The 24625-nt window shown below is 73.8% G+C and carries 19 protein-coding genes; 10 read left to right on the top strand and 9 right to left on the bottom strand.

From position 1 onward, the window contains the following. Positions 1-2: 2 nt before the first annotated feature. Positions 3-1403 (top strand): type VII secretion integral membrane protein EccD, encoded by a 1401-nt coding sequence (eccD, locus tag D7223_RS22145; RefSeq protein WP_120730340.1) that lies wholly within the window; start codon positions 3-5, stop codon positions 1401-1403. Positions 1404-1434: 31 nt separating this feature from the next. Here the strand turns inward: eccD and D7223_RS22140 are convergent, their stop codons facing one another. Continuing rightward, the gene (locus D7223_RS22140) at positions 1435-1941 is read right to left on the bottom strand and encodes an inorganic diphosphatase (RefSeq protein WP_120730339.1); all 507 of its coding nucleotides are present in this window, start codon (positions 1939-1941) and stop codon (positions 1435-1437) included. A gap of 441 nt (positions 1942-2382) precedes the next feature. Here D7223_RS22140 and dacB point away from each other — a divergent pair, with 441 nt between their 5' ends. The 4 genes from dacB to D7223_RS22120 all read left to right on the top strand — a co-directional run bounded on the left by dacB (position 2383) and on the right by D7223_RS22120 (position 7738). Next, entirely contained in the window at positions 2383-3807 is a 1425-nt protein-coding gene (dacB, locus tag D7223_RS22135; protein WP_238162171.1) for a D-alanyl-D-alanine carboxypeptidase/D-alanyl-D-alanine endopeptidase, read from the top strand. Between the two features lie 57 nt (positions 3808-3864). Further along, entirely contained in the window at positions 3865-4935 is a 1071-nt protein-coding gene (locus D7223_RS22130) for a zinc-dependent metalloprotease (protein ID WP_120730337.1), read from the top strand. Between the two features lie 10 nt (positions 4936-4945). Then, complete coding sequence (gene tilS / locus D7223_RS22125) at positions 4946-5938, top strand: tRNA lysidine(34) synthetase TilS (RefSeq protein WP_120730336.1); 993 nt, start codon at positions 4946-4948, stop codon at positions 5936-5938. Positions 5939-6094: 156 nt separating this feature from the next. Continuing rightward, entirely contained in the window at positions 6095-7738 is a 1644-nt protein-coding gene (locus D7223_RS22120) for a gamma-glutamyltransferase family protein (protein ID WP_120730335.1), read from the top strand. On the opposite strand, the gene D7223_RS22115 is transcribed toward D7223_RS22120, so the two are convergent. Next, a complete protein-coding gene (locus tag D7223_RS22115) occupies positions 7732-8706 on the bottom strand; it encodes a GlxA family transcriptional regulator (RefSeq protein WP_120730334.1) in 975 nt (324 codons plus the stop codon). The two genes, D7223_RS22120 and D7223_RS22115, sit on opposite strands and share 7 nt — an antisense overlap. 99 nt (positions 8707-8805) lie before the next feature. On the opposite strand from D7223_RS22115, the gene D7223_RS22110 reads away from it, so the two are divergent. From D7223_RS22110 to folE, 4 genes are all read left to right on the top strand, one after another. Next, positions 8806-8994, top strand: a complete 189-nt coding sequence (locus D7223_RS22110) for a hypothetical protein (protein ID WP_120730333.1) — start codon at positions 8806-8808, stop codon at positions 8992-8994. Between the two features lie 101 nt (positions 8995-9095). After that, positions 9096-9671, top strand: a complete 576-nt coding sequence (gene hpt, locus D7223_RS22105) for a hypoxanthine phosphoribosyltransferase (protein ID WP_120730332.1) — start codon at positions 9096-9098, stop codon at positions 9669-9671. 386 nt (positions 9672-10057) lie between these two features. Then, on the top strand, positions 10058-12070 hold the full coding sequence (ftsH, locus tag D7223_RS22100; protein WP_120730331.1) for an ATP-dependent zinc metalloprotease FtsH: 2013 nt from the start codon (positions 10058-10060) through the stop codon (positions 12068-12070). Between the two features lie 38 nt (positions 12071-12108). After that, a complete protein-coding gene (gene folE / locus D7223_RS22095; protein WP_186832438.1) occupies positions 12109-12771 on the top strand; it encodes a GTP cyclohydrolase I FolE in 663 nt (220 codons plus the stop codon). Positions 12772-12783: 12 nt separating this feature from the next. Here the strand turns inward: folE and D7223_RS22090 are convergent, their stop codons facing one another. Next, positions 12784-13518, bottom strand: a complete 735-nt coding sequence (locus tag D7223_RS22090; RefSeq protein WP_120730329.1) for a hypothetical protein — start codon at positions 13516-13518, stop codon at positions 12784-12786. Continuing rightward, a complete protein-coding gene (locus D7223_RS22085) occupies positions 13515-16121 on the bottom strand; it encodes an FtsK/SpoIIIE domain-containing protein (protein ID WP_120730328.1) in 2607 nt (868 codons plus the stop codon). The genes D7223_RS22090 and D7223_RS22085 overlap by 4 nt, the downstream gene beginning before the upstream one ends. Before the next feature lie 196 nt (positions 16122-16317). Here D7223_RS22085 and D7223_RS22080 point away from each other — a divergent pair, with 196 nt between their 5' ends. Continuing rightward, on the top strand, positions 16318-16875 hold the full coding sequence (locus D7223_RS22080; protein ID WP_120730327.1) for a hypothetical protein: 558 nt from the start codon (positions 16318-16320) through the stop codon (positions 16873-16875). 4 nt (positions 16876-16879) lie between these two features. Here the strand turns inward: D7223_RS22080 and D7223_RS22075 are convergent, their stop codons facing one another. From D7223_RS22075 to D7223_RS22055, 5 genes are read right to left on the bottom strand one after another with little or no spacing between them, the layout of a single operon-like run. Beyond that, positions 16880-17482 carry a hypothetical protein gene (locus tag D7223_RS22075; protein WP_120730427.1) on the bottom strand — a complete coding sequence of 201 codons (603 nt, stop codon included), beginning with the start codon at positions 17480-17482 and terminating at the stop codon, positions 16880-16882. A gap of 13 nt (positions 17483-17495) precedes the next feature. Next, positions 17496-18662 (bottom strand): M23 family metallopeptidase, encoded by a 1167-nt coding sequence (locus D7223_RS22070; RefSeq protein ID WP_120730326.1) that lies wholly within the window; start codon positions 18660-18662, stop codon positions 17496-17498. Next, positions 18659-19216, bottom strand: coding sequence for a hypothetical protein (locus tag D7223_RS22065; protein WP_120730325.1), 558 nt, complete (start codon positions 19214-19216; stop codon positions 18659-18661). The genes D7223_RS22070 and D7223_RS22065 overlap by 4 nt, the downstream gene beginning before the upstream one ends. Further along, positions 19213-21159 (bottom strand): MFS transporter, encoded by a 1947-nt coding sequence (locus D7223_RS22060; RefSeq protein WP_120730324.1) that lies wholly within the window; start codon positions 21157-21159, stop codon positions 19213-19215. The genes D7223_RS22065 and D7223_RS22060 overlap by 4 nt, the downstream gene beginning before the upstream one ends. A gap of 1 nt (position 21160) precedes the next feature. After that, positions 21161-24604, bottom strand: a complete 3444-nt coding sequence (locus tag D7223_RS22055; protein ID WP_120730323.1) for an ATP-binding protein — start codon at positions 24602-24604, stop codon at positions 21161-21163. Positions 24605-24625: the final 21 nt, after the last annotated feature.

The following is a 24625-nucleotide window of genomic DNA, read 5'->3' as shown; positions in this document are numbered from 1 at the left end:
CGATGACGATCGGGCTGGCCCGGGTCACCATCAGCGGCCCGCAACGGCGGGTGGACGTCGCTCTTCCCGAGCAGGTTCCCCTGGCCGAGCTGCTGCCCGAGGTGCTCCGGCACGCCGGCGAGGGTCTCGCCGACGACGGTGAACGACACGGCGGGTGGGTGCTGCGCCGGACCGACGGCGCGGTGCTCGCCACCGCCCAGGCGCTGCTTCCCCAGGGCGTCCGCGACGGCGAGGTGCTGCACCTGGTGCCGGCCCGCGCGCAGTGGCCCGAGCTGGAGTACGACGACGTGGTCGAGGCGATCGCCGACGGCGCCCGCCGGCGCGGCGGTGCCTGGTCACCCACCGCCACCCGGACCACGGCCCTGGCCGGCGCCGCCGTACCGCTGGGTGTGGGCCTGTGCGCCGTCCTGGCCGGCGGGCCCGCGCACACCGGCGGTGCGCCGGCCGCCGCGGTGGTCGCCCTGCTGCTCGCCCTCGCCGGGGTGGTGGCCTCCCGGGGGTACGGGGACGGTGCGGCCGGTGCCACCCTCGGCGGGTACGCCCTGCCCTACGCGGCGGCGGCCGGAGCCCTCGCGGTCAGCTCCGGTGACCCGGTCGGCCCGCTGGCCGGGCTGCGCTGGATCGGCGCGCCCGAGCTGCTGGCCGGCACGGTGGCGTTGCTGCTCGTCTCGGTGCTTCTCCTGGTCGGCGTCGCCACCCGGCTGCGGGTGTTCGTGGCCGGCGTGGTGGCCGGGTTCTGCGGCGCGGTCGCCGCGCTCGGCGGCCTGGTGCTCGCGCCGGCCGGCACGGCAGCGGTCCTGCTCACCGTGCTGGTTTTCGCGGTGGGGGCGATCCCGTTGCTGGCCATCCGACTCGGCAAGGTGCCGCTGCCGCCGATCACGCTGCCCAGCGGGGAGCCCGGCGGACCGGACCGGGCCCGCGACCTGCCGGACTCCGACCGGGTCTACGCCGCGGTCGCCCGCACCGAGGAGATGCTCACCGGCATGCTCCTCGGCCACGCCGCGCTGACCGTCGGCGCCGCCGTGGTGCTCGGGCTGTCCGGGGGCACCGCCGGCCGGCTGCTGGTGGCGGTCGCCGGCGCGGTCCTGCTGCTGCGGTCCCGGCTCTTCGTGGCGGTCCGGCACCGGGTGCCGACCGTGGTCGCCGGCCTGACCGGGTACGCCGTCCTCGGCGCGGTGCTGGCCGACCGTGCCGGCCCGACCGGTCTGCTCGTGCTGGTCCTGGGCGGGCTGGCGCTGGCCCTGGTGGCCGTGGTCGCCGGCACCACGTACGCCCGCCGGCCGGTCTCCCCGTACGTCGGCCGGATCGCCGACCTCACCGACACCGCGCTGGTGGTCTCCGTGGTGCCGGTCGCCTGCGCGGTGCTCGACCTGTACGACAAGGCCCGGGGGTTGCTCGGCTGAGCCGCCCCCCGGGCGGTCGGACGTCGTGGTGTCAGTGGGTGGACTCGCCGCGCGCCTCGGCCTCCCGAGCCCGCCGGTACGACGCGACGATCTCGGTCTCGGCCTCCTGGCGACCGACCCAGGTCGCGCCCTCGACCGACTTGCCCGGCTCCAGGTCCTTGTAGACCTCGAAGAAGTGCTGGATCTCCAGGCGGTCGAACTCGCCGAGGTGGTGGATGTCGCGCAGGTGCTCCTGACGCGGGTCCTCGTAGGGCACGCAGAGGACCTTGTCGTCGCCGCCCTTCTCGTCGGTCATCCGGAACATGCCGATCGTGCGGCACCGGATCAGGCAGCCCGGGAAGGTCGGCTCGGGGACCAGCACCAGCGCGTCCAGCGGGTCGCCGTCCTCGCCCAGGGTGCCCTCGATGAAGCCGTAGTCCGCCGGGTACTGCGTGGACGTGAAGAGGGTGCGGTCCAGCCGGATCCGGCCGGTCGCGTGGTCCACCTCGTACTTGTTGCGGTGACCCTTGGGGATCTCAACCGTCACGTCGAAATCCATCTGCACGCTCCCTCGTTTGCCCACGCTGGCCCACGGTGACCAGCGGCTCGCCGCTCCCCGGACAGGTCAATGCCACCCGTCGGCTCCGGCCGCCGCATAGTGTTCGGACCGAAGTAGTGTCACCCAAGCAGATTTTCGCGGGGGGAGGAGGGGGCCGTGGGGAGGGAAGATTCACACTACCGGCCGGACGGCGGTGCTGGACGGCCGCCCGGCGGATCTGCTTCCGGCGGGTTCACCGGACGGGTGCCGGTGCCCGACGCCCACCCTGCCCGGCGGGGTTCCGGGACCGCCGACGTGACCCCGGCCGGCACCGCGCCGGGCGGCGACGGCCGACCCGCACCGGTGGACCTCTGGGCCGCCGCCGCGGCGCGCCCGGCCGCCGGCCCGCCGCCGGTCTCCGCACCACCGTCGCCACCGACCGCCCCGGGCCGTCGGCGTCGCCTGCTGCCGGTGGCGCTGGCCACCGTGCTGGTGCTCGTCCTCGCGGCCGTCGGACTGGCCGTGGTCCGGCCCGGTCCGGTCGGGCAGTGGCTGGGCGACGAACCGGCCGCGCCGTCGGCCGCCGCACGACCGCCGGAGCCGGCGCCCGTACCGGTCCTGGCCGCCGCCGACGCGAACGCGCCGCTGCCCACCACCGCGGGGGTACGCGCGGCGCTCGCCCCCCTGGTCGGGGTGTCCGCCCTCGGTGACCGGGTCAACGTCTCGGTCGCCGACGTGGCCACCGGCCGACCGCTGTACGGCCGGGGCGAGGACGACGGCACCGTGCCCGCCTCGGTGACGAAGCTGGTCACCGCCGTGACGGTCCTCGCCGCGCGGGGCCCCGGGTACCGCATCCCCACCCGCGCGGTCGCCGGCGCCGCCCCCGGCGAGGTGGTGCTCGTCGGCGGCGGCGACCCCACCCTCGCGGTGGACCGGAAGGGCTTCTACCCCGGCGCGGCCCGGCTGGACGACCTCGCCGCGCAGGTGAAGAAGGCCCTCGGCGGTACGGCGCCGACGAAGGTGGTGGTCGACTCCACGCTCTACTCGGGCCCGGTCCACGAGCCGGGCTGGGACTCCGACATTCCCGACGGCGGGTACGGCGGGGCGGTGACCGCCCTGATGACCGACGGCGCGCGCAGCGACGTGCCGCAGGCGAAGAAGGACCACGACAACGGCAACCACGGCGCCGACCGGGTGGCCAAGCCCGACGTGGCCGCCGGAAGATCGTTCGCCCGGCTGCTCGGCGTCCCGGCCGACCGGGTCACCACCGGGAGGGCGCCCGCCGCTGGCGCCGGTGCCGCCGCCGGAGCCCCGGGCACCCAGTTGGGGGTCGTGTCGTCCCTGCCGATGGTCCGGCTGGTCGACATCATGATCAGCGACAGCGACAACCTGGTCGCGGAGGCGCTGGCCCGTCAGGTCGCGCTGGCCCGGGGCGAGGCCGCGTCGTTCGCCGGAGGTGCGAAGGCGATGGATGCGGTCGTCGCCGAACTGGGGCTGCCGGCCGACGAGATGTCCCTGGCCGACGGCAGCGGCCTGTCCCGCAGCAACCGGATCAGCCCGTCCCTGCTCACCGACCTGATCACCCTGGCCGGTGACGGCACCCGCCCCGAGTTGGCGGCGATCTTCGGCGGGCTGCCGGTGGCCGCCTGGTCCGGCACCCTCACGGACCGGTTCGCCGGTCCGGCCGGTGTCGCCGCCGGACAGGTCCGCGCCAAGACCGGGACGCTGACCCGCGTACACGCCATCGCCGGCCTGGTCAGCACCGCCGACGGCCGGCTGCTGAGCTTCGCCGTACTCACCGACGACGTGCCCCCGGACGGGCTGACCGCCGCCCGCGCCGCCCTCGACCGCGTCACCGCCGCCCTGGCCACCTGCGGCTGCCGCTGACCCGACCGACTCGTCGAGCGCGGGTTCGGCTGTGCCCGCGCGGGTACGGTGGGGTGCATGGCGCAGTTCGTGGACTGGGATCTGGCCGCCGCGACCGCGGGGGCGCTGGGCAAGTCGGGCCCCCGGGTGTCGTACGCGGAGGCCACCGACGTCGTCGGCGACCTGCGACGGCTGACCGACGAGGCGGCCGGGCACGTGGCCGACTACACCGGGCTGCGGTCCCAGGTGTCCCACCCGCCGGTGCGGGTGGTCGACCGGCGGGACTGGGCGGCGACCAACATCGCCGGGCTGCGTGAGGTGATCACCCCGCTGGTCAGCCGGCTGTCCAAGGACAAGCAGCCGGGTGCGCTGACCGAGGCGATCGGGTCCCGGCTGACCGGGGTGCAGGCCGGCACCGTGCTGGCCTACCTGTCCGGGCGGGTCCTCGGCCAGTACGAGGTCTTCTCCGCCGACCCGGGGCAGTTGCTGCTGGTCGCGCCGAACATCGTCGAGGTGGAGCGGAAGCTCGGCGCCGATCCGCGCGACTTCCGGCTCTGGGTCTGCCTGCACGAGGTCACCCACCGCACCCAGTTCACCGCGGTGCCGTGGATGCGGGCGTACTTCCTGACCGAGGTGCAGGCGTTCGTGGACGCCTCCTCCAGCGGGGGCGAGCACCTGCTGGAACGACTCCGCCGGGGGGTGGCCACCCTCTCCGACGCGGTGAAGGACCCGGACGGCCGGACCAGCGTGCTGGACATCGTGCAGACCCCGGCCCAGCGCGCCGTGCTGGACCGGCTGACCGCGCTGATGACCCTGCTCGAGGGCCACGCCGAGTTCGTGATGGACGGCGTCGGCCCGCAGGTGATTCCGAGCGTGGAGCGGATCCGGGCCTCGTTCAACCGCCGCCGCGAGGCGGGCAACCCGCTGGAGAAGGCGATCCGCCGGTTGCTCGGCGTCGACGTGAAGATGCGCCAGTACGCCGAGGGCCGCAAGTTCGTGCACGGTGTCGTGGAGCGGGTGGGAATGCCGGGCTTCAACCGGATCTTCTCGTCCCCGCTGACCCTGCCCCGGCTGGAGGAGCTGGGCGACCCGGACGCCTGGGTGGCCCGGGTGCACGGGCCGGCCGGCCCGCTGCCGGCCGCCGGCTGACCGTCCGACCGTGGCGGCGCTCGCCCCGCCGGTGGCGGCGATCCGCGTCGCGGTGCGGCGTGCCCTGACCGACCTGGCGGAGCCGGGTCCGGTGCTGGTCGCCTGCTCGGGTGGGGCCGACTCGTTGGCCCTGGCCGCGGCCACCGCGTTCGTGGCGCCCCGGATGGGTCGCGCCGCCGGTCTGGTCACCGTCGACCACGGCCTCCAGGACGGCTCCGCCGAGCGGGCCGCGGCGGTGGCGGCGTGGGCCCGGAAGGCGGGGCTGGACCCGGTGGAGGTGGTCCGGGTCGAGGTGGCCGGCCGGCCGGGCGGTCCCGAGGCGGCCGCGCGGGAGGCCCGCTACGCCGCGCTGACCGGGGTGGCCGTCCGGCACCGGGCGGCGGCCCTGCTGATCGGGCACACCCGCGACGACCAGGCCGAGACGGTGCTGCTGGCGCTCGCCCGGGGTGCCGGCCCACGCGGTCTGTCCGGCATGCCGTTCCGGCGCGACCTGGCCGGGGTGCCGTTGCTGCGGCCGTTGCTGGAGGTGGCCCGGGAACAGACCCGGGACGCCTGTGCCGCGCTCGGACTCCGCCCCTGGGTGGACCCGCACAACACCGACCCCTCGTACGCCCGGGCGCGGGTGCGGGCCGACGTGCTGCCGGCGCTGGTCGGTGCCCTCGGGCCGGGCGTCCTGGACAACCTGGCCCGTACGGCCCGGCTGCTCGCGGCCGACAACGCCGTCCTGGACGAGTTGGCCGCGGTCGCCCTGGCCGGGGTGCGACACCCGGACGGCGGTCTGGCGGTGCCCGGGCTGGCCGAGCTGGCGCCGGCCGTACGCGGTCGGGTCCTGCACGCCTGGGCCCGCGAGCTGGGCGCGCCGCCGGCCGCGCTCGGGCACCGGCACGTCACCGCGCTGGAGGCACTGGTCACCACCTGGCACGGCCAGGGCCCGGTCTCCCTGCCCGGCGGCGTACGAGTGTGCCGCCGGACCGACCGGCTGACCGTCGCCGCCACCCGGTAACCGCCCGCCCCGCCCACCCCTGGTGTAAGGAAGGGCCCCTTTTTAACGCGCTCTGTTAACAAGGGGCCCTTCTACTACCGCAGGCGTTAAGCGGGGGCCCTTCCTTACGCCCCGGTGGGGGTACGCGGGAGCCGCCGGAGGCGGTAGACATGGCGGATGGCGTACCCCCGGAAGTCGATCTTCGCGCCGCACGGCGCGGTGGCCACCAGCCACCCGCTGGCCGCGGCGGCCGGCCTGGCCGCGCTGCGGCGCGGCGGCAACGCCGTCGACGCGGCGCTGGCCACGGCGACCACCCTGACCGTCGTGCAGCCACCCTCCAACGACATCGGCGGTGATCTCTTCGCCATCGTCTGGGACGGCACGCGGCTGCACGGGTTGAACGCCGCCGGTCGCTCCCCGGCCGGGCTGACCCGGGAGGTGGTGCGCGTCGCGACCGGGGGTCGGGCGGCCGAGCCGGCGGCCGCGCTCGGCGGTGCGCAGGCGCGCGGTCCGGCGATGCCGGCCCGGGGCTGGCTGCCGGTAACCGTGCCCGGTGCGCCGGCCGGGTGGCGGGACCTGCACGACCGCTTCGGCTCGTTGCCCTTCGCCGATCTGTTCGCCGACGCGATCGGCTACGCCGAGCACGGCCACCCGGTCTCCGCCGGGGTCGCCGCCGCGTGGTCCCGCGGGGTCGCCGGGCACGTCGGCCTCACCGGCCCGGAGTACGCGGAGTTCGGCCGGGTCTTCGCCCCGGCCGGCCGGGCCCCCCGGCCGGGCGAGTGGTGGCGCAACCCGGACGCGGCGGGGACGTTGCGCCGGATCGCCGCCACCGGGGCGGAGGACTTCTACCGGGGCGGGATCGCGGCGGCCCTCGACGCGCACGCCGCCCGTACCGGCGGTCTGCTCACCGGCGACGACCTGGCCCGGCACACCTCGACCTGGGTCGATCCGGTCCGCGCCCGCTACCGGCGCCACGACGTGTGGGAGTTGCCGCCGCCCGGGCAGGGGCTGGCCGCGCTGCTGGCGCTGCACGTCCTGGACGGCACCGACCTCGCCGGGCTGCCCCTTGCCGAGCGGCTGCACCGGCAGGTCGAGGCGGTCAAGCTGGGCTTCGCCGACACGCACGCGCACGTCGCCGACCCGGACCGGGCCCCGGTGCCGGTCGCGGCCCTGCTCGACCCCGGGTACGCGGCCGTCCGCCGGGCGCTGGTCACCGACCGGGCGGGTGACCCGGCGGCGGGTGACCCGGAGCGGGGCGGCACCGTCTACCTGTGCGCGGCCGACGCGGGCGGGATGATGGTCAGCCTGATCCAGTCGACCTACCTGGCGTTCGGCTCGCACGTGGTGCTGCCCGGGCACGGGTTCGCCCTGCAGAACCGGGGGCTGGGATTCCGGCTCGACCCGGCGCACCCCAACGTGGTGGGCCCGGCGAAGCGTCCGTTCCACACGATCATCCCCGGCTTCCTGACCCGGGACGGCGCGCCGGTCGGCCCGTTCGGCGTGATGGGCGGACACATGCAACCGCAGGGCCACGTGCAACTGCTCTCCGGCACGCTCGACGGCGGACTGGACCCGCAGGCGGCGCTCGACGCGCCGCGCTGGTACTGGCACGCCGGCCGGACGCTGCTGGTCGAGCCGGAGCTGGTGGCCACGGCCGAGGGCCGGGCCGCGGTGGCTGAGCTGCGGACCCGCGGCCACCAGGTCACCGTCGCCGACGAGCCGGCGCTGTTCGGGTACGGGCAGGCGATCTGGCGACGTCCGGAGGGCGGGTACGTGGTCGGCTCGGAATCCCGGGTGGACGGCGGCGCGGGCGGCTACTGAGCGGCGACGGCGGTCTCGGCCCGGCACCGGAACGTGGTGCGGTAGCCCTGCGGGGTGGTGCCGACGCGTCGGGCGAAGTGGTGCCGCAGCGCGGCGGCGTCGGAGAAGCCGGCCCGCTCGGCCACCGTCTCCACGCTGAGCGCGGTGTCCTCCAGCAGGCGACGGGCCAGCAGCACCCGCTGGTTGGTCAGCCAGTCGTGCGGGGTGGTGCCGGTCTCGGCGCGGAACCGGCGGGCGAACGTACGCGGTGCCATCCCGGCCCGCTCGGCCAGGTCGTCCACGCTCACCGAGCGGTGCAGATGTCCCATCAGCCACTCCAGGACCGGCTCCAGGGTGGGCGCGTCCGGTGTCCGGGGGATCGGTGCCTCGATGTACTGGGCCTGTCCGCCGTCGCGGTGCGGCGGCACCACCATCCGGCGGGCCAGCCGGGTGGCGGTCGCCGAGCCGTGTTCCTGGCGCACCAGGTGCAGGGCGGCGTCGATCCCGGCGGCGGTGCCGGCGCTGGTGAGCAACCGGCCGTCCTGCACGTACAGCGAGTTGCACCGGACCCGGGCGCTCGGGTGGCGGCGTTGCAACTCGTCGGTGTACCGCCAGTGGGTGGTGCACTCCCGGCCGTCGAGCAGGCCCGCCGCGCCGAGCACGAACGCGCCGGAACAGACGCTGAACACGTACGCGCCCCGGTCGGCGGCCCGGCGCAGCGCGGCGAGCACGGGTGCCGGGACGTCGGTGCCGTCGGCGTGGGCCGGCACCGCCACCAGGTCGGCGTCCTCGACCGGCCCGAGGTCGGCGTGTGGGGTGAGCAGGAAGCCGGACCGGCTGCGGACCGGCCCGCCGTCGACGGTGCAGACGGCGAAGCGGTAGCCGGGGAAGCCGTCGGCGGTGCGGTCGGTCCCGAACACCTCGGCGAGCACACCCAACTCGAAGGCGGCGACGTCCTCCAGCGCGATGACGGCCACGGATCGGAGCATGTGACGAGGGTAACCGAACGGGTGGCAGGAAATCGAGGCTCAGGGGCAATTCTGCCTCTGTCGGGCCCGGAGCGAGCGGCGCACACTGGCTTATGTCCGGTGCGCACCGGCGACGAAACGGTCATCAAACGGATGAAAGCGAGCGTCGCCATGGAGTTCCTGTTCCTTCTCGCGTTCTTCGCCCTGCTGGGCGTCGCCTCGGCCACCGGCCTGACCGCCGACAGTCGGGATTCGGCGGACTGGAAGCCGACCGAGGGAGGTCGTCGCTGGCGATCGCGCGCCTGCTGAGATGTTTCCTCCTGTTTGCGGGGAAAATTCCGGGGCGGGACCGCGCCAAATGGGGCGGCCCCGCCGACGGAGGCCCACCGGCGTACGGCAGGCTAGGAGGCATGGCTGACGGCTCCTGGTACGACGCCGACATCGATCACGTGATCATCTCCGAGGCGCAGATCCGCGAGAAGACCGCGGAGCTCGCCAAGCAGGTCTCGGCGGACTATTCGCACGTCCAGGACGGACTGCTGCTGGTGTGCGTGCTCAAGGGCGCGGTCATGTTCATGGCGGACTTCGCCCGGGCGCTGGGCCGGCAGGGCCCGCCTGCCGAGCTGGACTTCATGGCCATCTCCTCGTACGGCCAGGGGACCACCTCCTCCGGCGTGGTGCGGATCCTCAAGGACCTGGACCGGGACATCGCCGGCCGGCACGTGGTCGTGGTCGAGGACATCGTCGACTCCGGGCTGACCCTCTCCTGGCTGCTGCGTTACCTGGAGTCCCGCTCGGCGGCGAGCGTCGAGGTGGTCGCGCTGTTCCGCAAGCCGGACGCGGTGAAGGTGCCGGTGCCGGTCAAGTACGTCGGCTTCGACATCCCGACCGAGTTCGTGGTGGGCTACGGCCTCGACTTCGGCGAGCGCTACCGCGAGCTGCCGTACGTCGGCGTGCTCAAGCCCGAGGTCTACGCCCGGGCCTGACCCGCCTCCGGGTACCTCCATCGGCGTCCATCGAGCCGACGTTCAGCGGGTTCTCAGGTGTTCGGACTACGGTGTAGGTCGGTGGTGTGGAGGCGTCCTCCATGCTCGACCCTCGACCCGCTTGACCGGGCGGTCGGGTGGCCGGGCGCGGAGCTCTCACCACGCCGGCCCGAAACCCGGTTCGCCGTACGCGTAAGTGCTGGGCTCGCAAGCTCGCCCCTGGCACCGAAGGTGTACCGTCGAATGACCGTGGTGCGGCAGTTCGCGCGCCCCGGGGTCGAGGCCGGCCCGCACGGCGGCTCCGGCCGCCGCGCAGGCGGCGACACCATTCAGACGGTCAGGACGTCGATCAGGAGGATGCGGGCGTCTCGGCGCTCGACTACAGCATGGAACGTACGCGTTTCTTCCGCCGACCGGTGGTCTGGATCATCCTGGTCATCCTCGGCGCAGTCGTGCTCAGTCAGCTGTTCACCGGTGGTCCCAGCTACCACCGGGTGGACACTTCCGTCGCGCTCGACCAGCTCAACAAGGGCGGTATCGACAAGGTCGTCTTCCAGGACAAGGAGCAGACGCTCCGGCTGGACCTGAAGGACAAGGCCACATTCGGTGACACCGACACCGACCGGATCGAGGCGCAGTTCCCGTACGAGGTCGGCGACGAGGTCTGGAACGAGGTCCTCGAGGCCAAGGCGAACAACCGGGTCACCGGCCCGGCCGACGTCGAGGTGTCGTCCGACTCGATCTGGGTGAGCCTCTTCGTCAACCTGCTCCCCATCGTCCTGCTGGTGCTCCTGCTGCTCTTCTTCATGTCGCAGATGCAGGGCGGCGGCTCCCGGGTGCTCAACTTCGGCAAGTCCAAGGCGAAGATGATCACCAAGGACACGCCGAAGACCACGTTCGCGGACGTGGCCGGCGCCGAGGAGGCCGTCGAGGAGCTGCACGAGATCAAGGACTTCCTGCAGAACCCGGCCAAATACCAGGCACTGGGCGCGAAGATCCCGAAGGGCGTCCTGCTGTTCGGCCCGCCCGGAACCGGTAAGACGCTGCTGGCCCGCGCGGTCGCCGGCGAGGCCGGCGTGCCGTTCTACTCGATCTCCGGTTCGGACTTCGTGGAGATGTTCGTCGGTGTCGGCGCCAGCCGGGTCCGGGACCTCTTCGAGCAGGCCAAGGCGAACGCCCCGGCGATCGTCTTCGTCGACGAGATCGACGCGGTCGGCCGGCACCGTGGCGCCGGCATGGGCGGCGGCCACGACGAGCGCGAGCAGACCCTCAACCAGCTGCTCGTCGAGATGGACGGCTTCGACGTGAAGGGCGGGGTCATCCTGATCGCCGCCACCAACCGGCCGGACATCCTCGACCCCGCGCTGCTGCGCCCGGGCCGCTTCGACCGGCAGATCCCGGTCGACGCCCCCGACATGGAGGGTCGCAAGGCCATCCTGCGGGTGCACGGCAAGGGCAAGCCGTTCACGCCCGACGTCGACCTCGACGCGGTGGCTCGGCGCACGCCCGGGTTCAGCGGCGCCGACCTGGCCAACGTCATCAACGAGGCCGCGCTGCTCACCGCCCGCAAGGACGAGCGGGCGATCACCAACGACTCCCTGGAGGAGTCGATCGACCGGGTGATCGCCGGTCCGCAGCGGCGGACCCGGGTGATGAGCGACCAGGAGAAGAAGATCACCGCGTACCACGAGGGTGGGCACGCGCTGGTCGCCTGGGCGCTGCCGCACGCCGCGCCGGTGCACAAGGTGACGATCCTGTCCCGGGGTCGCTCGCTGGGTCACACGCTGGTCCTCCCGACCGAGGACAAGTACACCCAGACCCGCGCCGAGATGGTCGACACCCTGGCGTACGCGCTGGGTGGCCGGGCCGCCGAGGAGCTGGTGTTCCACGAGCCGACCACCGGCGCCGGCAACGACATCGAGAAGGCCACCCAGCTGGCCCGCGCGATGATCACCCAGTACGGCATGAGCTCCAAGCTCGGCGCGATCAAGTACGGCACCAGCGGCGACGAGCCGTTCCTCGGCCGCAACATGGGCCACGAGCGGGACTACTCCGACGCCGTCGCCGCCGAGATCGACGGTGAGATGCGGGCACTGGTCGAGCTGGCGCACGACGAGGCCTGGGAGATCCTGGTGGAATACCGGGACGTCCTGGACAACATCGTGCTCGAGCTGATGGAGAAGGAGACCCTCTCCACGGCGGACATGGCGCGGATCTGCGCGCGGGTGGTCAAGCGCCCGCCGCTGGCGCCCTACAACGGCTTCGGCAAGCGGCAGCCGTCGACGGAGCCGCCGGTGCTCACACCGGCGGAGAAGGACGCGCTCTCGGTGCAGGCCCAGGCCGACGGCGCGGCCGTGGGCGGCGGTCCCGCCTCGAACAACTCGGACGGCACGCACTGAGCACGGACCCCACGGCCAGCCCCCGGAACCCTCGGGGGCTGGCCGTCTCCGCGACCGAGCCCGACGACGACGGCCTGGACTACGTGGCCGCCCGGTTGATCAGCGGCAAGCTCAGCGGCCGGCCCGTCGAGGAAACGATGGACCTCGGCCGGATCGAGAAGGCCGTCCGGGAGATCCTCATCGCCGTCGGGGAGGACCCCGACCGGGACGGTCTCCAGCAGACACCGGCGCGTGTCGCCCGGGCGTACGCCGAGCTTTTCGCCGGCCTCCGGGTCGATCCGGCGCAGGTGCTCACCACCACCTTCGAGGCCAATCACGAAGAGCTGGTGCTCGTCCGGGACATCGACGTGATGAGCCTCTGCGAGCACCACCTGCTGCCGTTCCGGGGCAGCGCCCACATCGGCTACATCCCCGGTCCGGACGGCCGGATCACCGGCCTGTCCAAGCTGGCCCGCCTGGTCGAGGTCTTCGCCCGGCGCCCACAGGTGCAGGAACGGCTCACCTCGCAGATCGCGGACCTGCTGATGGAGCGACTGGCCCCCCGCGGCGTGATCGTGGTGCTCCAGTGCGAGCACATGTGCATGGCGATGCGGGGCATCCAGAAGTCGGGCGCGCAGACCATCACCTCGGCCGTCCGGGGCACGCTCCAGCACGACGCGAAGTCCCGCGCCGAGGCGATGACGCTGATCATGGCCCGCTGACCGCCGTTCGGGTCAGCCGGCGAGAACTGCCAGCAGCAGTACGGTGCTGACCAGCACCGCCGGCACCAGGCAGACCAGTACGCCGAGCCGCGCGGTGCGGTCCACCCGACCGCCGGGACCGGCCGGGAACAGCCGGCCCACCCCCACCCAGCCGGCCGCGAAGGTGACCGCCGGCATGGGCAGCCCGCAGACCAGCGCCGCCAGGGTCACCGCGCCCCCTCCGCTGGCCAGCAGCAGCACCACCTGCACCGCCGGCACGAGCAGCGCCAGCGGCCCGTACACCAGCAGGTTGCGGAGCGCGGCCGGCCAGGCGGACGGGCTGATCGCCCCCCGGGCGGCCAGCGCCGCGTCGGCGGCGTCCGCCCGGGCCCGCGCGGTGCGCAGACCACCCAGGACGGCCGCCGGCCCACCCGCCATCGCGCGGGCCGCCTCGGTGACCTCCGGCGGGGTCGGCACCAGCGAGATCGCCGGTACGCCCCGCTCCCGCAACCGCGACTCCTGCGGCGCCAACCGGGTGCGTACCGCGTTCAACTCCTCGCGGGCGGCCTGCACCGACCGGGCCTGCTCGCCCGCGGCGGTGGACGCGTCCCGGCGTACCCCGTCGAGCTGGCGGGCGGCGGCCAGGTAGTCGGTCCAGGCGGCCGGCACCGGGTCGGCGGTCGTGCCGGTCCCGCCCTCCGGCGACGCGGCGGCGGTTCGCTGCCGGCCCGGCCCCGACGTCCTGCTCCGTGCCGCGCCGCGGGTCATGGCTGGTCCCCCTCGTCGGCGAAGGGGACCAGGACGGTGCCGCGTTCCCCCGACCCGTCCCAGAGGATCGCCCGGCCCGGCCGGGGTCGCCACTCGACCGGCCGGCCGACGATCGACGTGAGCTGTGCGCCGGGCAGGTCCACCACCGCGACCGCGGCGAGCTTCTCCATCTCGCCCTCCGGTTCGAGCAGGGTCGCGAACGGCGGCGCGGTGCGCCAACGCCCCAGCACGTGACGGCCGGTCGCCGGACCCTCCCGGAGCAGCGTCCGCAACCGGTCCGGCGGTAACCGGTCCGGAGGAATCCCGCCCACGTCGAAGATCACCAGGTACCCGGGCGCGGCGTCCTCGACGGCGGCGAGCAGGCCGGGAAGGTCGACCGTCTCGACCGGATGACGCTCGGCCAGCTCGACGGCGAGCGGCTCGGCGTCACCGGTCGGCGCGTACAGCACGAAACGCGCGGTCCCCGGTGGATGGTGTGCGGCGGTGCTCCGCGCCGCCGTGCCCAGCAACCGGACCGCCTCCGGACCGGGACCGAGCACCGCCAGGTTGCGTCCGGGGGACGGGCCCAGCGGCACCGCCACCGTGGACCGTTCGACGTCCACCGCCCTCCCCAGCAGCGCCGCCGGCTCCGGCGCCCGACCGGCCAGCGCGGCCCGGTGCCGGGGATCGTTCCGCAGCGACGGGCGCGCCCAACCGGCGAACACCACCGGCGGCGCGGAGCCCTCCGGACGGGCCGACCACAACCGTTGTCGCAGCTCCGCCACCGTCTCCGGATGGTCCTGCGGATCGGGAAACCGGACCATCCGTTCGTGCCCCCGGATGGCGCCCCGGGGGCCACCGAGCCCACCGGCGGTGTTGACCACCGCGCTGCCCACCGGCAGGCCGGCGGCCGAGTCGTTCGTCGGTTCCAGCACCGCGCCACCACCGGGCAGGGCCACCCGCACCGGGAACTGACCGAGAACCGAGTCCCGGTCGGTACGCGAACCCAGCCCGAGGTCGCCCTCACCGGCCAGAACCAGGTGCACCCCGTACGCCCGACCCGTCCGGGCCAGTGCGTCCAGCCGGGCGTTCGCCTCCGTCGCGAGGCGGTCCCGCTCCGCGAACAGCAGCGGCAGGTGATCGAGTACGCACACGATCCGGGGCATCGGCCGGTGCTGCCGCAGCTCGGCGAAACGCTGTCCACCGGCCCGCGCGCCGGCCTCCTCCCGACGGCGGACCTCGGCCGTCAACTCGTCGAGGAGGCCGAGCACGTACTCCCGGTCCGCGGCCATCGCCGCCGCCCGCACCTGCGGGATCCACGACCGGTCGCGCTCGGTCTGCAAGAACTCCACGAAGGACTCACCCGCACCGAGGTCCACCAGGTAGAGGGCCAGGTCCTCCGGGCCGTACCGGGTGGCCAGGCCGAGCAACGCGGTGCCGAGGAAGGTCGACCGGCCCGCCCCGGACCGGCCGCTGACCAACCAGTGCGGGGTCAGCTCGGTGAAACCCAGCGACACCGGCCGGCCACCCGCGTCCCCCACGGTGGTGGCGATGCCGTCGGTCGCGCCCGCGCTCCACAGTTCCTCGTCCGTGGCCGGCAGCAGATCGGCGAGCGACAGCCGGGAACCGGCCTCCACCTGCGCGGCGAGTCGCCGGCACACCGCGTCGACCAGTTCCGCCGGCGGATCCGGCTCGATGAGCACCGGCGAGTTCAACCCACCCGGTGCCTCCGCGCCCGGCCCGGCGTACGAGGTGCCCGGCGGATCACCCAGCAACGCGTACGCCGTCCGCACCGCGACCGCCGTCGCCCGCGGCAACGGTGTTCGGTCCGCCGCCGCTCCGCCGTCCGCGGTGCCCGCCGGCCAGCCCGCCGCCGTCGCGCCGTCCCCGGCTTCCGGCGCTCCCGCCGGCCAGCCCGCCACGATCAGGTGCAGGCCGGTCGCCGGGCCCTGCTCCGCCAGCGCGGCGATCCGGGCCAGGTCGGTGGCACCCACCGGCGCCGGCAACGCGGCGACCACCAGCAGCAGCGTCCGGTCGTGCCGGCGACGACCGCCGGAACCCGGTACCACCCACTGCTCCGCCTCGGTCAGCACCGCCCGCAGCCCCGCGACGTCCGTCGCCGGCGGGGGCAGCAGGCCGGCGTCCGCCAGACCGGCGAACGGACCCAGCGCCTCACCCGTCGCATCCACCGCGCGGACCAGCAGCGCCCCGGCCGGTGTCGCCGCCAACAACCGCAGGAGTACGCCCCGGAGCAACCCCGCCACCCGGGTGTCCCGGGCATCGGCGTCGACGCTGAGGTGGCCCGTGCCGAGCAACGGCACCAGGGCGGGGAAACGCGCGTCGTCCAGCGGTGCGGCCGTACCGACCCGGACGAAGGACGGCGGGCCGTCCCCGGCGGGCGCCGTCGGGGCCATCGTCTCCAGGGCGTCACCGGCCCAACCGGGCGCCAGCACCGCCGCCGCCGTACGCAGGCGCTCCGCCAGCTCGTACTGGCGGCCGTGGTCCGCCGGCACCGGACGGGTGTCGTCCAGGATGTCCGCGGCGGCCAGCGCGGTCGCGGCGGCCCGACGGTGCAGGGCGGCCGCGCGGCTCGTGCGTGCCCTCGGACCGGCCACGGCGTCCACCCCCTCTTGCGCGAGGTCGGCAACCCCTCCCCGCGCAGAGACCGTAACCCAGGTCGCGTCTCCACCGGCGGAGGCAGGACGGCGGTGCGCCGGTGTTGTCGTGGATCTCACCGATGGGGAGTGGTCCGTCACGATCCGCTGCATCTGAGGCATTGGGTCAATCGCGCCCAGCCGTTAGCCTCAGGGAGTGGAATCAGTGCCGCCCCCCGCCGGTTCCCAGGTCTCCCGCGTACCGGCGCAACGGGCCCCCTCGGACCACCTGGCGCCCCCCTCGGCGGCGCCGGTTCCCCAGCGGCCCCGACGGCGGCTGCGCACCGTCCTGACGGTGGTGGCAGCGGTACTGACGTCCCTCGTACTCGGTGGTATCGCCGCCGGTTACGTCATCTACGACCGCGCCACCACACCCGACCGCAGCGCCCCCGACGTCGTCGTGGACAACTACCTGCGGGCTTTCCTTGTCGATCGTAACGACACCCGAGCCAACCTCTACACCTGCAATAAGGGCGAAGTCACGGAGCTACGCGTCCTGAGAGACGACCTGGTGGCTCGCGAGCAGCGGTTCGGAACGACCATCTCAGTGAGCTGGGGCAGCCTGCAAGACGAACGTCGAGGCGATGTTGCTGAGATAAGGGTAGACCTGATCCTGTCTGCCTATGTGGATGGCATCACTCAAAGTGACCGGCAGCCTTGGCAGTTCACCACCCAGCTCGAAGACGAGAACTGGCGGGTATGTGGCGGGGCACAGGTCAACTGAGTCCTCACTCGACCCAGAGCAGGTGGACCGGAACCTCAAGGGTGCTCGGTGCCTGCCCGCGCCAAGCCCAGCGATACCACTCCATCTCCGGGGTGATCCGTACGCAGATGTCCCCGTCCGCTCCCGAGTAGGTCTCGGTGACCGCACGCAGGTCGCGTTGCTCCACCGATTCGACGACGTGCACGACCCGGCGGCCGGCGACCGCGTCGGCCTCGAAGACCGGCGTCGGTGCCGGGTGCGCCGGGACGTCCAGCGACACCAGCCGGATCCCTGGCTCCCGACCCGGGCTGCCGGGCGGCGTTCGCGGCCCCACCGTCTCCACCCAGACCCGCTCGACCGGCACCAGCGGGGCGAAGACCTCGACCTGGTCGGCCTCGGCCCGGTACCACTCGTGTTCGGGGATGACCGGCACGTAGGTCCGGCTGCCCTGCACCACGCGTTCGTCGGCGCGTAGGTCGCCACGCCAGCCCAGGCCGGGCAGGCCGACCAGGACGCGCCGTCCGCGCAGGTCGACCCGGGCGGTGGCGGGAACGATCTCGATCGGCCGGGGCGGCAGCGGTGCCCAGTCCGGCTGGCCCGCGAACGGATCGGGCAGCGGATCGGTCATGACGTCGAGCGTCTCATCCCGCACTCCGCAGCGGGGCCCCGCGGTCCCGCATGAAGGACACCGGGTCGATCGCGCTCCGACTGCTGCGGTCCCCGTCGGTGTGGACCTCGTAGTGCAGGTGCGGTCCGGAGGAATTGCCGCTGCTGCCGACCTCGCCGATCACGTCGCCGGCCTCGACCAACTGCCCGGCGCGCACCTTCGGCCGGGTCACCATGTGACAGTAGCGGGTGACGATCTTGCCCGCGTGCAGAACGTCCACGAACCAGCCACAGCCGCCCTTGCCCGGCCGTCCGTCCACGTTGCAGTCGAGACGCCCGCGGCGGTCCGGGTCGCAGCGGGAGACGAGTACCCGCCCGGTGGCGGCGACCCGGATCAGCGTGCCCTTCGGTGCGGCGATGTCGACGCCGTTGTGCGCCGGGCGGTCGGCGGTGCGGAAGCCGGAGCCCACCCCGCCCGGGATGGGCGCGGTCCAGCCGGACGCGGCGATCGCGCCCGCGGCTGCCGCGTCGCACGCCTGTCGACCGCCGACCAGGGTGATCCGGGCGGCGCCACCGGCCAACCGGTTGACGATCCTCGCGGCGAGCTCCTCGTGCTTGGCGTAAGCGTCGGGGAAGGCACTGATCTGCACCTTCTGGGCCGCCAGCGTGAGCGGCAGATCCTGCCAGCCCGGGACCTGCACGAGCTTCTCGTAGAACTTGCGGGCGGCGTACTCGGGGGTCATCCGCTGGGTGACGCTGCCCCATCCGGCCCGTTGCTGGAAGAGACCGACGGAGTCGTGGTCCGCGCCCACGCCCTCGTTCGGGATCGTCCGGGAACTGGCGACGGTGCTGTTGGCCAGGTTGCGCAGCCGGGACTCCTGCATCGCGGTGGCGATGGCGATCACCCAGCCGCGCGGCGGGACCTTCATCTCCTGGCCGACCTTGATGATCCGGGCGGCGTTGCGCAGTTGGACCTCGCCGTACCCGGAGAAACGGGGCATCTCACCGGTCACGGTGACCGTGGAGTCTTCGGTGCAGTCCTGACTGGCCAACGTCAGCTGGTCGGCGTCGTCACCACCCAGCTCGGTCAGGAGAAAGGCGCCCGCACCGCCGGTGCAACAGAGCAGGGTGAGGGCCGCGGTCAGGGCGGTGGCCAGGGCGCCGACGCGGAGTCGGCGGCGCGGCCGGACGTCGCCGTTCATTCCTGCTCCCAGTCCACCGCGTCCACCAGCCACCGTCCCTCCGGTGCCACCAGTTCCAGTCGCAGTCGCCCGCTGTCCAGCGGGACCAACGCCTCGACGAACGCCTCGGTCCGAGGCTGAAGGGTGATCTCGTCGCCGATCTGCGCGGCCGGCACTCCGGCCGGATCCGCACCGGCCAGCTTGTCGGTCAGCGCGGGCGTGGAGAGTGGGCGCATGCCGGCGTGCCACTGCTCAGCGGTCATGCCCGGCCGGCCGAGCCACGCCGTCACGAACTTCTCGGCGGTCTGTTCCGGGGTCAGTTCGCCCTCCCGGGTGACCGGGTCGGGCGGGGTGGGCGTGGCGATCAGGCCGTCGTCGCCGGCGGTCGGGGCGACCGTGGTGATCGGGCGACTCGGACGGTTGCTGAGCCCGGTGGACGGGTCACCGGGTCCACTGACCAGGCGAGCCGCTCCGATCACGCCGAACACCACGACGGCGAGGAGGACCGCGATGCCCAACCGGGACCGCAGGACCCGGGTGAGGAGGAACTCGATTGCCCGTCGCACCGCACTCACCGTGCCTCGGAGCGGACCCGGGGGGTCGGTCGCTCCGGTTCGCGCTCGGCCGATCCGGGCCGGTAGATGACGAAGGAGGGGTTCTCCTCCGGTACGTCCGGCTCGGTCCAACCGGCCGCCTGTCGGCGTCGGGGCCGGGGGGCGACCGGACGTGGAGCAGATCGCTCCTCGTCCGCCGGGGCGTTGTTCTCGGTCCGTTCACGGCCGTCCGGTCGCTCCCGCTCGCCGCCCCCGGAGGGGGAGAGCGAGGTGCCAGCGTGTGCCGGGTCCTCCCGGCGGGCCTCGGGTCGCAGGGTGGTCTGCTCCGCGACGACCTGCCGCCGCCCCCGTGCCGGTTCGGCGGTGCCACCCGGTTCCGCCACGTCCAGACGTGCCGCGGTCCGCATGTCGCGGAAGAAGCGGCGGTGCCAGGAGCCGGCCGAGCTGACCGCCTCGGAACTGTCCTTGCCACCCAGTTGGGTGATGCGTCGGTACGGACGCAGCAGCAGCCACCCCACCACGCCGCAGAGCCAGACCAGCACCACCTGGAGCCAGCCGGGCAGGGTCGGCGTACTCATGATGAGGTCGACCGCGAACAGGTAGATAGCCGCGCCGGTGCCGAAGATGGCGATGTTGAAGACGGCGGCGACCACGGCGTTGCCGAGCCGCCGGAGACCGGCGCTGGCCGGACGCAGTAGGCCCACCGTGCCGAGGATCGGCGCGGCGATCACCGCCCAGCGGAAGATCAGGAATCCGAGCAGCACCAGCAGCGAGGCGGTGAGGTCGAACATCGCGAACAGCACCGAGGCGAGCACCGCGATGAAGCCGGCGCCCACCCGATCCATGTCCCGGACGCCCTGGAGGTACTCGTAGGCCTCCGGGTCCTCCTGCTCGATCTGCTGCGCCACCCGCGCCCACTGCTGCTGCTTGGCCTTGATGGTCGCTTCCCGGGTCGCGGGGTTGGACCGGAGCTTCTCCGACTCCTCCCAGGAGAGCGACTTGGCGTCGTAGAGCGCGGGGCCGTACTTCTTGGCGGTCTCACTGTCCGCCGAGCCGAGCACGCCCCGCAGCCAGTTGCGGTACAGCATCGACTCGGTGGCGGTGTCGCTGGCCCGAACCGCAGGCGGTCGCTTGTCTTTGCAAGCGTCGGGGCTCGGCAGTGCGCACTTCTCCGGGGGGACGTCTTTGGAGGCTGGTCCGACGGCGTCATGGACCACACCGAGTGTGGTGACGAGCGTTCCGTCGGCGATGTTGGCGGACTTGACCGGCCACGCGGCCAGGGCGGTCACCGCCACCATGACCAGGAGGGCCCAGCCGGCGGTCGTCATCGCGTTGCTCATGTCCGACTGACGGGAGCGCCAGAGCAGGTAGAGCCCGACGACGCACAGGGTGACGATGCCGAAGACGCTGAACACCTTCTGGTAGACGGCCTTGGTCGCCTGGTCCACCAGAGGATCCGCCCAGCCCCACATGGAGCGCGGGTCCCAGGCTCGCTCACGCAGGGCGTTGGAGGCGCCCACGATCGCCGTGGCGATCATGAACTCGCCGTTGGCCACCGTGTTGGTGAACTTGTAGTCGGGGTGCAGGACCGCGGTCGCGCAGCCGGTGTCCACGTCGTAGGTGCTGTAGCTGTACCCCGCGTACCCGTAGTCGCTGTAGAAGCCCTTCGGGCCGGACTGCTTGGCGGAGTCGGGGCGGGAGGCGAACCAGCCGGCGAGGCCGGAGTCCGGTGTGGTCGGCGTGGGCGCGTTCCGGCACTTGACGTCGTCCTCGGCGACGTCCTTCAGTTTGGCCACGCAGGCGCGGAAGTCGGCCTGCCACTCCTGGGTGGTGCAGAGGTCGCCGGGAGCCTGGGTGACGACCGGTGCCGCACTCGCCCCGACCGCCGGCCAGCTGATGGTGGCTCCGGCCAGGACGCCGAGGGCGAGCAGCAGCGCCGCGGTCCGTGCTCGGGCCCCGGCCATGTCACGCCTCCAGATCCGGTAGGACGGACGGCAGCACCCCGGCCGCCGCGGCGATGGCCGCCGGTGTGGTGTCCAGGTAGTCCAGCAGGCCGTCGACGTACGAGACGTCGACGCGTACCTTCTGCACCCGCCCGTCGACGTCGCGCATCACGAACTCGCGGAAGCCGAGTCGGGTGGCGGAGGTGGCGTCGGCGGTGGAGAGGGAGGCCAGGGTCGCCTCGTAGCCGTCGTTGACCGGTACGCGCAGCAGACGCAGGGCCTCGGAGGCGATCTCGGCGTCCTCGGCGATCCGGCCGACGAAGACGGTGGAGACCAGGTTCTGCACGTCGAGGCCGAGGATGTCCTTCGGGTTCTGCGAGGCGACCAGCGCGGCCAGGTTCCACTTGCGGGAGTCGCGGGCGAGCCGGACTAGGAAGGACCGGCCGGAGCGCCAGCCCTCCATGAAGTGGGCCTCGTCCAGGCCGACGAGCTTGCGGGACGACATCGACCCGCCGTAACAACGGCGGACGGCGAGTCGGTGCGCGGTGTGCAGCATCGGCAGGGCGAGCGCCTCCTCGGCCGACCAGTACTCGCGCTCGATCTTCAGGTCGGGCAGCCGCAGCCCGGCCATGGTGATCACGGTGAGGGCGGCGTCGGCACCGAGCAGCCCCTCCGGCGGCCGGCCGAAGAAGAGCATCGCCAGCGGCATCTCGGCGGTGTCCAGCAGCAGGTTCGCCAGTTCCCGCCCGGCGTCGTCGTCGAGCTGGGCGAGGCAGGTGACCACGTCGTCCAGTGTGGACGTCTCTTCGGCCGGCACCTGGCGTACGGCGTGGCGGAACAGGGTCGCGGTGGACGCCTCCCGGGCCACCTGCGGCGGCACCAGCATCATGCAGATGTCCTGGACGAGCATCCGCCGCTCGGCCCGGGCGTTGGAGACCGCGATCTCGAACTCCCGGTCGCCCGGGGCGCCGGCGCCGAACTCGCTGCGCAGCGGGGTGGGGATCAGCGAGTACGGCGCGAGGGTGCCGTGTTCGGACCCGGTCAGGTTGAGCACCCGGGCGTACGGGCGCAGCTCCGGCATCGCGCAGAGGCGGGCGAGCGGGCCGGACGGGTCGAGCAGGGTCACCTGCACTCCGCGCCGGGCGGCGAGGTAGCCCAGGGCGCCGAGCAGGGTCGACTTGCCACCGCCCGGTTCGGCGACGAAGACCGCGAGCCCGGAGCGTTCCCGGACCTCCATCGGGAAGTGCAGGTCGAGGAAGACCGGCCGGCGGCAGGTCCCGGCGGTACGTCCGATCAGGTCACCCCGCCGGTCGCCGACGGTGGAGGCGGCCTGCGGCAGGGCCGCGGCCAGCAGGTTGACCGGCATCCGCCGAACGTACCCGGTGTTGGCGATGGGCTCGCCGGGGATGAACTCGCGGGCCAGCCAGTCCTGGTTCTTCGGGTGCTGGAGGGAGACCCGCAGCTCCCGCGAGTAGAGCTGGATCAGCCGGCGGGCCCGTTCCAGGCACTCCTCGCGGGTGCGTCCGCCGACGGCGATCCGGTGCCAGCCGTGGGCGCGGGCGGAGTCCACCGGCAGGCCGGTGGTCATCTCGTCGCCGATCACCAGCGCCCGCTTGGCCAGCCGTTCCAGCTCGGGCGGGGCGTCGATGCCGTGCTCGGCGTAGTCGAGCTGCTGGGACCGGATCATCCGCAGCCGGTGCTCCAGGTTCCGGAAGGAGTCGCCGGAGCCGAGGATGTCGACCCGGGTGGAGATCTCCATCGGCCAGGGCAGCCGCTCGTGGAAGTGCAGCCAGGGTTCGTGCCGCTCGGGGATCTCCAGTGGCTCCATCCGGCCCACGGCGAGCACCGCCACGTGCCGTTCCTCACCGGTCATCCGGTTGACCAGCTTGACCGTGGAGCCGTACGGGGTGCGGTAACGCTCGACCTGCTCGGTGAGGGCCAGCAGGTCACCCCGGTCCCAGCGTCCGTCGGTGACCGGGCCGAGGGTGCCGGGCGGTGCCATGCACAGCGCGACCGACCGGTAGAGCAACCACTCCAACTCCTGGGCGCTGACCCGCCGTCCGCGCATGCCGAACGCGCCGAGCACCTCGTCGAACTGCTCGACGGTGCGGCCGAGCTTGCGCCGCTCGCCCTCGGCGACGCCGCGTCCGAAGGTGCGCAGCAGTCGTTCGGTGAGCGAGTCGCCGAGTGACCTTCGGGCGAAGGTGACCCCCAGGTAGGTCTGTCCCTCGGCGTGGTTGACCGACAGCAGGTGCCGCTGCGCGGCGACCAGGTGGTCGGCCCAGCCCGTGGTGCCCGGCACGTCGGGCAGCGGTGCGGCGGTGTGCGCGTCGATGGTGCGGGCCCACTCGTCGGCGGGGAACGGGCGGGTGGTCCGGCGCAGGTGCAGCCGGAAGCCGGCCAGTCCCGCGTACTGCTCGGAGATCGCCGAGAGCAGCGCCTCCCGCTCGGCGTCCGGGCGGAAGGCCCACCGGACCTCGGGCAGCCAGTACCACGCGGTGACGGTGTTGGGGGTGAAGGTCAGGTGACCGGCGATCTCGGTGATGGCCAGTTCGACGGCCGGGTCGCGGTCACCGAACTTGATCTTCGGAGGCTTGACCCGCACCGGCTGGACGGGCCGGTCACGGCGGCCGGCCGTGCGCTGGCGTGGCGCGGTGACCTCGCGGCCGGGCGTACGCTCCGGTGCCACGCCGCGTCGGGGCGGCCGTTCGGCCCGGTCGGGCTCCTCGGTGGGCGGCCCGATCGCCGGTCGCCGGTTGTCGGCCTGGTGCGGCACCCGGGCGGTACGGCCCGGGGCGCCGGTCGCCGGGTGTCCCTCGTCGTCCGGGTCGGGGCCGGCGGCCGGCGGGGTCCGGGGTGCCGGTTCGACCGGGGGTGCACTCGTGGGGGAGGCGTCCCGGGCGTACGACGGCGGGGTCTGGATCCGCCGGGGCGGCTCGGCGGAGCGGATTCCCTCGGCCCCCTCGGCCGGCGGCGCCGGCTGCCGGGGCGACGGCGGTGGCGCGTCGAGCCGGGCGGGTGACGCGTCGAGCCGGGGGGGCGGGGCGTCGAGCCGGGCGGGCGGGGCCTCGACGCGCGTGGTCGGCGCGTCGACCCGGGCGGCGGGAGCCGGGGCACCGTTGCTCGGCTGCTGCGGGATGGCCCGCTGCTCGCGGGGTGCGCGGGCCGGCGCCGCCGGGCGGGCGGCACCCGGACGGGTCCCGCCGAACAGGTCGAGGAAGGGAGAGTCGATGTCGGCGCTGTCCAGGGTGGACGGTTTTGGTTCGGCCGGCGGGGTCCGGCGCTGCACCGGCCGGGGCGCCTGGAAGACGCCGACACCGCCCTGGCCGGGCGTGGTCACCAGCGCCTGGTCGAGCACGACCTCGTCCAGCTGCGGATCGTCCGGGTAGTCGTACGAACGCGTACGGTCACCGTGCGGCGCGGCCGGACGGCCGGCCGGGGAGCCCGGCGTGGAGGAGCGACTCATGCGACCGCCTCACCCGCGTCG

It is taken from the genome of Micromonospora endolithica, assembly GCF_003626595.1.
GTDB classification, from domain to species: Bacteria; Actinomycetota; Actinomycetes; order Mycobacteriales; family Micromonosporaceae; genus Micromonospora; species Micromonospora endolithica.
This window is presented reverse-complemented; position numbering and strand designations above follow the sequence as displayed.